This window comes from Occallatibacter sp., assembly GCF_049510455.1.
Lineage (GTDB): Bacteria > Acidobacteriota > Terriglobia > Terriglobales > Acidobacteriaceae > Telmatobacter.
In genome coordinates this window covers 45,069-55,289 of sequence record NZ_JBEKYX010000022.1, presented here as the reverse complement: position 1 = coordinate 55,289, position 10,221 = coordinate 45,069, and the positions used below count along the sequence as shown (strand labels likewise).

Below are 10,221 nucleotides of genomic sequence, written 5' to 3'. Positions count from 1 at the left end.
AACAAATCCTTGATCCGATCCCACTGATCGTCCCGTAATCCATAGCGCCTTACAGTCATGACCTCAAGCTAAAATCTGCCCAGGCTCCGCGCATATAACCAATTAGATGACACGCCCTAGGGCTTGGATGTGTTGATCTGGAAATAACTATTCAAGCAAATTCTATCAGGGAACATTCCGCCGCGCTCGTCCACCCGCGCAGCCAGCCCTGCCTCTCGCCAGGCCAGAGATAGAAAAAGAAACCGTCATCCGGAAGGCCGCCAACCCGCTTCCTAGCTGTTTACCACCTCGTATGGCCGCATCATCTCGTTGTCTTCGTGCTCCAGAATGTGGCAGTGCCACACATAGCGGCCGGCATACCCCGCAAAGGGGACAATGATCCGCGTCACCGTATGCGAATTCACGCGCACCGTGTCCTTCCATCCCATCTCATTGGCTTCCGGTGGCAGCGGTTCGCCGGTAAAGCGCAGCTTGCCGTAGTTCATGTAGTCAAACCAGTCAAAGCGCCGCCGGTCCAGTATCTGGAATCGAACCATGTGCAGGTGGATCGGATGCACGTCGTCGGTCAGGTTCACGAACTCCCAGATCTCCGTTGTATCCAGCACCGGCTTCTCTGTAATCGGCGCGTGCCACGGCGTTTTGTTCAGCAGCATGCCCATGGACTGCGCCACCTTATTCAGGTTCTCGTCCAGAGTCAGCCGGCGCGTCTGCACGGCCGTTGACTCCGCGATGCGCTGCACAGGCCGCAAAGTTGTGGGCAGGGAACTCGAATCGTTCGCCGCCTGTGCGCTCACGCGAAACTGTACCAGCTCAAACGGCTCGCTCTTCAGCACAATCCGCGCTCCGCGATGCTCCGCAAAGTCGATCACCACGTCGGCGCGCTCACCCGGCGCCAGCATAAGAGACTTCAGCCGCACCGGCGCGGCCAGCAATCCCTGGTCGGAGCCGATCTGCACCATCTCGCCGCCGCCCGCAAGCGACAAATCATAAAAGCGCCCATTGGCTGCATTCAGAATCCGGAAGCGATAGCGCCGCGCCTCCACATCCAGGTACGGAAACAGCTTTCCGTTCGCCAGATGAGTTTCGCCAAACTGCTCCGGAACCCACGGAGCCGCGGGATCGGGAGAAACCGGGTAACTCATCTGCCCGTCCGGAGTAAAGTCGCGATCCGCCAGCACCAGTGGAATCTCATACTTCCCGTTCGGCAGCCCCAACGCATCTTCCGCCTGATCGCGCACCATAAACAGGCCAAAAAGCCCGGCATGAATGTTCAGCCGGTTAATCCCCATCGCGTGATCGTGATACCAGAGCAGCGCGGCGTCCTGCCGGTTGGGATAGTAGTACGTTCGCGACTCGCCCGATGCATACCAGTCCTCCGGGTAGCCGTCGCTCTCGGCCGGCGTGCGTCCGCCATGCAGATGCACCACGCCGCGCACTTCAGGCAGTTCTTTCTCCGCGCCATGCAGCGTATGGTCAATCGGCAGAAAATGCTTCTTCGGCAGCTCGTTTGCCCATTCCACCAGCAGTCCCTCGCCGCTGCGCGTTTCAAACTGCAAACCCGGCACAACTCCGCCATACGACCAGAAATTTGTCGGGGGCAGATCACGATGCGCCTTCGCCGCTGTTGCCCGCATGGGCACGCGGTAAAACGGCACTTGTTTCCCGCTGCCGTCCGGCGCGGCGCGGTGTTCCACAGCGCGCGCAATCTGAGGCATAGGCAGCGCATCCACCCAGCGTGCCAGCGTGTCGGGATCGAGATTCGGCGTGCGCGCGGGCGTACGCATTGCAGACCCATGCATGGACTGTGGCAGGGCGCGCCCAGTGGCGCACACCCCTGCGGCGGCCCACGCGGAACGGCTCAAAAATCTTCGGCGTGTAATCAACGAATAGGCTCTCTTGCTGCCAACAGTATAAGAAGTATAAAAAGGTTGGGAGCGCGAAGGAAAATCCTCCGCACTCCCACTTCCGTAGTGCAAGGCTGTGTTTCTTACCAGCCTCGATTGTTGTTGCCGTTGCCGCCGCGTCCGTTCTGATCCGGCAATCCGGTGCTGGGGCTCAGGATGAATGTTCCGCCGTCGCCCTCGCGTGTAAAGTCGAACAGGCTGTCGAGTGGCCCGGCCAGCACGTCAAACGAGCCGTCGCCGATCCGCTTGCCCTTCAGCCAGTTGTCTTCCACAAAGCGAAGGATAGAGGTCTGGTCGATGATCGTGTGATCGACGAAGTTCGACTTGGACCACGGAGAAACCGCCAGAAGCACCAGGCGAGGACCATAACCGCAGCGGCCCTGCGCGTGTGCTGCGCCAAGAGCGCCCGGCAGCGCATTCGCGCCCGTGCCGCAGGAAGGTTGACCTGCAACCATGTCAGCCGCCGTGGCGGACTGGTTCACAATCGGGCTCTGCTGGTGGTCATACCAACCGTCGGAGTCGTCATAGGAAATGATGACCGCCGTCGAGTTCCATTCGGGCGACTTCTGCAGGGCGTTGATGACGGTGACCACAAAGTTCTGCTCGTCCAGCGGATCGGAGTAGCCGGCATGGCCGTCCTCAAAACCAGGAGCTTTCAGGTACGAAACCGAGGGCAGATTCCCGGCGCTCAGCGCGTCGAAGAAGTCGTTGATGTCGTACTGGTGGTTTGCTGTGTCCGTAAAACCAATGTTGGAAACAGAAGACGGACGAGCATGTGTCAGGTTCGCCGTTGAGGCATAGTACTGGAACGGCTCGTGGTGCTGAATGTAGTCTCCCTCGGTCACGCCCGTGACAGCGGAGGTGGTGCTGCGCTTGCAGTTCGTGGTGCCGTTGCTGTTGGTGAGCTTCAGGTTAAATCCGCCCTGGAACCAGCCCCAGCTCACGCCCTCGGCATTCAGCAGATCGCCAATGTTCTTGCCGCCAAAGCGTACTGTCTCGCCGGTCGTCGTCGAGCAGGTGTCGCCAAACGGATCGGCGTCGCTGATGAGCGTCAGGCCGCCGTTGCTGTCATCAATCGTCGATCCGCCCGGATTCTTGTCTTCGATTACGCCGTTGAGCTGTCCGGAGATCAGGTTCACCGCGCCGTCCGTCGAAGGACCAAAGTCCGTGCCGTAAAAGTTATCGCTCATCGCATAGCGCTGCGCGTAGTTCCAGTAGGCAGTCACCGTGTTGCCGTCGAAGTAGCCCATCGTCAAGCCGGTGGTGTCTGCAATTGCGGGTGCGGAGCCCACATTCTTCACGGCGGAGGTGTCGCCCGTGCCAACAGAGGCCGGGAACGCGTCCATCAGTCCGCGGTCAAATGCCTTCTGCTCCGGCGTATAGTCGTGATCCTGATCGGCCGTCGCGGCCTGGCTGCGATCCAGGCGGAAGGGATTCGTCGCGCCTGCGCCATTCTCGGAGTTCAGCAGGTTCGGATTGCTGGTCAGCAGTCCGCTGCCCAGAAGGTTGTTCACCGTGGGCGTGCCGGGCTTGGCGAAAAATGCGGGCTCACCCTGGGGGTTGGTGGCGAAGGGATAGGTTCCGAAGTAGTGATCGAAAGAGACGTTTTCCTGATAGATAACGACAAGATGCTTGATCGGGGTGGCAGTCGGTGCGCCGCCGCCTGGGTTGGCTGCGTACACCGGGGCTGGCATGGTGCCGGCCACAAGCAATGTGGCAAGCGTGACTGCTGCAAATTTCTCCATAGACTTACAGACCTCCTGCGCGCTGTAAAGGTCGCGCTAAAAAGTAATAGAACTTCCAGATGAACAGGGCATGAATCATGCGCTATATCCCTGAGAATAAGCTAACCGGAATCCACAACTTAGTCATATTCATAAGGAAGTAATAAATTGCGCTCGGGCCGAAGGAGTTACTGAGACTGTTATGAAATTCGGCACGGCCAAATTGTGCCCGGTTTCGCCAACTCCGTTTCCCTATAATCGTGGTTTGAATATACAGTCCCGCAATAGTTCTTACAGGACACACGCGCTAGCCGTTGCAATGGGCATTCTGCTCAGTCGCATTGTCGGATTAGTCCGCGATCGGGTGTTTGCGCATTTTTTTGGCAATTCTGATGCCGCCGACGCCTTTCGCGCCGCGTTCCGTATTCCGAATTTCCTGCAAAACCTCTTTGGAGAGGGAGTGCTTTCGGCGTCGTTTATCCCTGTCTATGCGCGTCTTAACGCAGAGGAGCGACGCGGAGAGGCTTCACAGCTTGCTGAAGCGGTCTTCTCCCTCTTGCTTTTCGTTGCAACGATCTTGGTCGTGGCTGGAGTCTTCACCACACCGTGGTTAATCGGCCTCATCGCACCCGGTTTTCACGGCGATAAGCGCCTTCTTACCATCCAACTGGTTCAAGTCCTCTTTCCCGGCGCGGCGCTCCTGGTACTCTCCGCATGGTGCCTCGGAATTCTAAATAGTCATCGAAGATTCTTACTGTCATACGCCGCGCCTGTGGTGTGGAACGTCGCGATGATTGCAACCCTGGTCTGGGGCGGTCGCCATCATTCCGAATCGCGGCTGGCCGTGCTTCTTGCAATCGGCTCGGTGGTGGGTAGCGGACTGCAGTTTGCTGTGCAGCTTCCTACAGTCATGCGCTTCCTGTGGCCGCTGCGTCTGCAGATTAGTTTTGCTACCGTGCATGTCCGCACAGTAGCTAAAAACTTCTTTCCAGTCTTCCTCAGCCGTGGCGTCGTGCAGATCAGCGCTTATGTTGACTCATGGCTGGCCAGCTTTCTCGGAACCGGAGCTGTTTCCGCACTGGGATACGCGCAAACTCTGTACACTCTGCCGGTAAGCCTCTTTGGAATGGCCGTCTCTGCTGCTGAGCTACCGGCCATGTCCAGCGCATTAGGTACGCCGGCTGAGATCTCCGACGCTCTCCGGCAGCGCCTTACGCAGGGTTTGCAGCAAATTGCTTTTTTTGTGATACCGTCAGCCGTCGCTTTCGTCCTGCTCGGAGACGTCATCGTGGCCACTATCTATCGCACGGGTCATTTTCAGGGCGAGGATGTTCTCTTTGTCTGGGGAATCCTGGCATGCTCCGCGGTCGGGCTGCTTGCCTCCACTTCGGGACGCCTCTACTCGTCTGCCTTTTATGCGCTCCGGAATACACGTACTCCGCTCAAATTTGCTCTGATCCGCGTTGCACTCACACTTTCACTTGGCTACCTCTGTGCGCTGAAATTGCCGCGTCTTATCGGCGTTGATCCGCGTTGGGGCACCGCAGGCCTGACACTCTCCGCTGGTATTGCCGGTTGGTTAGAATTTCTTCTTCTGCGTCGAGCACTGCACGGGCAGATAGGCGCCGTAGCATCATCCAGATCGCGCATCGCCAAGCTATGGCTCGTTGCAGTTGCGGCCGCCGCAGTCAGTTCGGGGATCAAACGGGTTCTGCCTTTCAATGCTCCGCTCCTCACAGGCCCATCCGTTCTTATTCCTTTCGCAGCCGTCTACCTTGCAGGGACACAATGGCTCGGTATCGCCAACATGGGCGCAGTTGGCCGCCTGTTCACACGTCGCTGAAGTCGAGCCGTCGAAGCTCTCCGACCCCGTGTCTTAACGAGGGAATGCAATGTTCCGGGATCTGCGTGTCGGGGTGACTCCACGCACAGAGCGTATTGGCAGATGGTTGGATGAGATCTCCCCAGTCATTCCGTGTTCTCTTGTAGTCGTCTTCGTCTCGTTCGCCCACCGCAATTCCATGGAGGCAGAGAATCCATGTCTCGATGTTGCGCTTTGGTACGAGTCGGGCGACCTGCTCGGTGTCCACTCGGATCAGGTCGACTCCATCTTCCTGGAGCTTCCGGTCCAGTTGCGCGAGCCGATCCTGGACAGTTGATTTGTCGGCGTCGATGACCGCGATCAGCTTGGTCTCGGCCCGGGCACTTCTTCTCCGGTATTCGCGGAGCTCTTTCGGAAGTTGCTCACGAACCCAATGCTCACCACTTCCCGAGGAGGGAAGGAGGAAGCGCATCGCGTGCGTCTCGAGCCCAATTCGCCGAAGGTAGCGAAAGAGAAGCTGCTGTTGCCGCTTGTCTTCGACAAGCACAATAACCAGCGATGGTCTCGCCAACTACTCCCACCCTCGGGCGACTACTTCGGAGGGTTGCAGATCGCTCTCGTCGGGCAAGAACCTCGCTGTACGTGCCTGCCCGTTCTGCTCCCGGAAAAACCGGAGTGCGTCAAGCCTGGTCCATTGATTCAAGGTCTCCGGGTGATGTGAGACGAGGATCAGTTGGCCCTTATGATCGTCCACGGCTTCTTCGGCAGCCAGAAGCCACGGCTGAATCTCCCGCAGCGCAATAAAGTTGTCCGGCTCGTCGATAAAGACTGTGTCTCCGCGTTCTATGCGGAAGTGGAGGATCATGTAAAGGGAGATCAGGCAGCGCTGACCTTCGGATAATTCCGAGATGGAGTAGTTGACGGTCTTCTTCGTGGGGGAGGTGAACTCCGCCCGAAGCTTTCGCACGTCGTCGTCCTGGGCCGAAAACTTGAGCGTCTGAAACCCGTCCAGGCAGCGCTTGATCGATTCGATAAACTTCACGTTCTCGGTGGGATTGGTCGTGATGAGAGAGCGATACCAGCCCGCCAGATTATTCATCTCGAAGTCGGGTTCTCGCTCCTCGCTGTCGGCTGTCTCGTCCATCTGGCCAGGATAGGGATCGATATCAAAACAGTGAACGTGATCGCTGAGCCATTCGACGAAATGCCGCACATCGTTGTTGCTCAATACCGAGAGTGAAAGTGAGGAACGATTGGTCCGAAGGGGAACGGCGACCGACTCGCTTGTACTCGGAAAGAACCGTATCTTTCCTTCGGCGAGCTGGAACACGGTTTCACCCTCGACCGTCAACCGCTCAAGTGCGACCGTTAGTTCTTTCGTCGCACCCGTGTAGCCGAGTTCGAGCCGATATTCGAATCTCTTCTCGTCCAGCCTCGCTTCGATCTCGAAGACCTGCGCTGAGCTATTGGCCCAGCGGGTACGGGTCGATTGTGAAAAGACATTCAAATTTCCATTCACGAAGTCTTTCAGTCGTCGAATGACCTCAAGCAGCGAAGTCTTGCCGCTGCCGTTGGTCCCGAGCAGCAGTTGCTTCTTCTCCGGCTTGAACTCGAAGTTCTGAAAGCTTCGAAAGTTGTCGATGTAGACCCGAGTGAGCATGTCACCTCGATTATACGGAGCCTCGCTTTAGCACAAAGGTGCTTGCAACGAGAATAATGTGATTCCCCGTACTTTTATATTTGTCACGTTCGGCGCACAGAATCAATCGCTTAGCTCCACAAATTGTTCTTGTCGCGCAGGGACCCAAGTCGATGTTCGACTGCCGTTCGTTGCCGTCCGAGGATCGTTCGCGAATCGTCGATTGTTGTTAGCCTGATAGCAACTATATTCCGCAATTCAACTCGTCCGTAATCGCCAAAGTACACGTCGAGGTCGGCGGGTGCCCCCGGTCCCTCGCATTTGGGACCGGGGAAAACTCAAGAAATCGACCCTGAAATATCATTCCCGCAAAGTCGGCTTTGCTGAAGCTATCTGTGCGGAACCAGTTGGGCATATCGCAAGCTTCGGGACGCCGCACTACTCCGCCCGCAGCGCCTCCACCGGATCGACAGACGCAGCCCGCCGCGCAGGCAAATAACTAGCCAGCGCCGCCGCCACAGCCAACACAATCGGCACGGCAACAAACGAAACCGGATCCAGCGGACTGACCCCAAAGAGCAGCTTCTTCATCAGACTCACCAGGCCGGCCGCCGCGCAAATGCCAATCGCCATACCGATCACGGTCAACACCATCGCCGAGCGCACAAACATCCACCGCAGCTCATCCTTCTGCGCCCCCAGCGCCAGCCGAATGCCAATCTCCCGCGTCCGCTGCGACACCGAGTACGAAATCACTCCATAGATCCCGATAATGCTCAGCGCCAGCGCCATCGAGCCCGCAATAGCCAGCATCACCAGCGTGAATGAGGTCCGCGCCATCGACTTCGAGTAAAGCTCCTGCATCGTGCCCACCTGCGCCAGCGGCAAGTCGCCATTCACGCCCCACACCGCCTGCTCCATCTGGTGAAGCAAACTCTCCGTGCCCGCGCGGCTCGTGTGAATTGCATAGCAGGCAAACCGCAGTCCATCCAGCACGGGCGGCGTATCGAAGCGGTCATAAAACACCGCCGGCCAATACACAATCTTCGGCGCCTTTGCATCCACGCCATGCACATGCACGTCTTCCACCACGCCAATCACTTCCTGCCACGGCGACCTGTCGTACTTCTTCAAGCGCTTGCCAATCGCAGCGCCGGCAGAACCCCAGTTCTCGCGCGCAAAGCTCTCGGAAACCATGATCATGGGCCGCACGCCTTCCAGGTCGTCCCACGTAAAGTCGCGCCCTGCCACCAGGCGGGTGCCCAGCGTCTGAAAGAATCCCGCTGAAACATAGCTGTAGAGCTCCAGCGGCCCATCCCCACCCGGATATGCCTTGCCTTCGATGGCAACAATGTCCCAGTTTGCGTCCGCACCATCCATCGGCATTGTGGCTGCAAAGCCCACTGAAGCCACGCCCGGAATCGCCGCAAGCTTGTCTGTAATCTCGCGCTGCATCCGCGCCACGATATGCGGATCTTTCGCCACCTGCTCCGGTATGTAGATATTCAGCGTCTCGATGCGCGCCGCGTCTTTGAAGCCCGGATCCACATTGCGCATTGCCATGAACGTGCGAATCATCAGCACCGAGCACACCAGCAGCACCAGCGCCATCGCCACCTGCGCCACCACCATCATGTTGCGGGACCGCTGCCGCTCCCTGCCCGCGCTTGCCGTGCGATTCGCTCCTCCCATCATCGCGGTGGCCTTCGCACCCGCATACTTCAGCGCCGGAATCGACCCGAACAGCAGCCCCGACACAACCGCCAGCGCAAACGTGAATCCCAGCGATCCCGCATCGAAGCCAATCTCGCTCAACCGCGGCAGATCCGTCGGTCCCAGCGCAATCAGCAGCCGCAGTCCAGCCATTGCCACGCCAATCGAAAGCACGCCTCCCAACAGCCCAAGTATCACGCTCTCAATCAGCAGCTCGCGCGCAATCCTTCCGCGTCCCGCACCCAGAGCCGCCCGTATCGAAAGCTCCTGCTGCCGCGCCTCGGCTCGAACCATCAGTAGATTCGCCACATTCACGCAGGCAATCAGCATCACCAGGCCAACCGTGGCCATCACCACCCACAGCACGCTTCCAATATCGCCAACCACCGCCTGCTTCAGCGGTATGAAGTGCGGCGTAATCCTCCACACCTTGTAGTATTCCGGATTCGTTCCCGGCCCATTCGTCCACTCTTTCATCCAAACGCCAATCAGCCGCGAAACATCCGCATCCGCCTGCGCAACCGTCACTCCCGGCTTCAGCCTGCCAATTCCCACAAGCCCAAATCCGTACAGCTTTAGATCTGCCGTATCAATCGCCATCGGAACAATCAGGTCGAAGCGATCGTCCTCAATGCGAAACTCCCTCGGCATCACGCCCACAATCGTGCGCGTCACTCCGTCCACGTCAATGCTTCGTCCAATCACCCCGCGGTCGCCGCCAAATCGCTTCTGCCAATAGGCGTAGCCCAGCATCGCCGTCTTCGCTCCGCGCGGGTCCTGGTCCGCGGCGGAAAGCGCTCGCCCCAGCACAGGCTGCACGCCCAGCGTCTCCAGCACGCCGCCGCTCACAATCGCCGCATCCACCTCGTCCGGCTGCGCCAGGCCCGTCACATTGGCATTCACCGATGTCCAGATGCCCATCGAATCAAAGCTCTGGTTGTGCCGCGCAAATGTCATGTACATCGACCGCGAAAGCCGCAGACCATCGCTCGTGCTCGACAATCCTGCCATTCCCGGCGCGTCGAGGTGCAAAGACACCAACTGCCCCGAATCCGGATACGCCAGCGGCTTCAGCAGCACGCCATTCACCACGCTGAACACCGCCGTGTTCGCGCCAATTCCAATCGCCAGCGTCAGCAGAATCGTCACCGCAAATCCCGGCGCCTTCCGCAGCCGCCGCAGCGCGAACTTCGCATCGCTCAGCGCAGACTCAAGCCACATCCACTGCCACGCCTCGCGGCTGCGCTCTTCCATCAGCGCCACATTCCCAAACTCGCGTCGCGCCGCCTGTTCAGCCTCTGCACGCGGCATCCCTTCGGCCATGAGCTCGTCGGCGCGTTCGGTAATGTGCTCCTCAATCGAAACCGAAATATCGTCATATCGCCGACGACGCGAGAAAAACTGCTTCAGCCAAGTCAT

General features: G+C 58.6%; 6 protein-coding genes. 1 reads left to right on the top strand and 5 read right to left on the bottom strand.

Going from position 1 to position 10,221, the window contains the following annotated elements; translation table 11 throughout:
• Positions 1–272 precede the first annotated feature (272 nt).
• Together ABSG47_RS06195 and ABSG47_RS06190 are read right to left on the bottom strand one after the other, a co-directional pair.
• The gene (locus tag ABSG47_RS06195; RefSeq protein ID WP_424167800.1) at positions 273–1,862 is read right to left on the bottom strand and encodes a multicopper oxidase family protein; all 1,590 of its coding nucleotides are present in this window, start codon (positions 1,860–1,862) and stop codon (positions 273–275) included.
• A gap of 125 nt (positions 1,863–1,987) precedes the next feature.
• Positions 1,988–3,649 carry a phospholipase C gene (locus ABSG47_RS06190; RefSeq protein WP_424167798.1) on the bottom strand — a complete coding sequence of 554 codons (1,662 nt, stop codon included), beginning with the start codon at positions 3,647–3,649 and terminating at the stop codon, positions 1,988–1,990.
• A 181-nt stretch (positions 3,650–3,830) separates the two neighbouring features.
• Between ABSG47_RS06190 and murJ the strand changes: the two genes are divergently transcribed.
• Entirely contained in the window at positions 3,831–5,471 is a 1,641-nt protein-coding gene (murJ, locus tag ABSG47_RS06185; RefSeq protein ID WP_424167795.1) for a murein biosynthesis integral membrane protein MurJ, read from the top strand.
• On the opposite strand, the gene ABSG47_RS06180 is transcribed toward murJ, so the two are convergent.
• The 3 genes from ABSG47_RS06180 to ABSG47_RS06170 form a co-directional block, all read right to left on the bottom strand.
• On the bottom strand, positions 5,458–6,021 hold the full coding sequence (locus ABSG47_RS06180; RefSeq protein WP_424167792.1) for a hypothetical protein: 564 nt from the start codon (positions 6,019–6,021) through the stop codon (positions 5,458–5,460). The genes murJ and ABSG47_RS06180 overlap by 14 nt on opposite strands.
• Positions 6,022–7,110 carry an AAA family ATPase gene (locus ABSG47_RS06175; RefSeq protein WP_424167790.1) on the bottom strand — a complete coding sequence of 363 codons (1,089 nt, stop codon included), beginning with the start codon at positions 7,108–7,110 and terminating at the stop codon, positions 6,022–6,024.
• A gap of 417 nt (positions 7,111–7,527) precedes the next feature.
• Positions 7,528–10,221, bottom strand: a complete 2,694-nt coding sequence (locus tag ABSG47_RS06170; protein ID WP_424167788.1) for an ABC transporter permease — start codon at positions 10,219–10,221, stop codon at positions 7,528–7,530.

Excerpts from the sequence above, each read along its gene's own strand:
- ABSG47_RS06170 (WP_424167788.1), bottom strand. The coding sequence starts at position 10,221 with ATGACTTGGCTGAAGCAGTTTTTCTCGCGTCGTCGGCGATATGACGAT.
- ABSG47_RS06175 (WP_424167790.1), bottom strand. The coding sequence starts at position 7,110 with ATGCTCACTCGGGTCTACATCGACAACTTTCGAAGCTTTCAGAACTTC.
- ABSG47_RS06190 (WP_424167798.1), bottom strand. The coding sequence starts at position 3,649 with ATGGAGAAATTTGCAGCAGTCACGCTTGCCACATTGCTTGTGGCCGGC.
- murJ (WP_424167795.1), top strand. The coding sequence starts at position 3,831 with ATGAAATTCGGCACGGCCAAATTGTGCCCGGTTTCGCCAACTCCGTTT.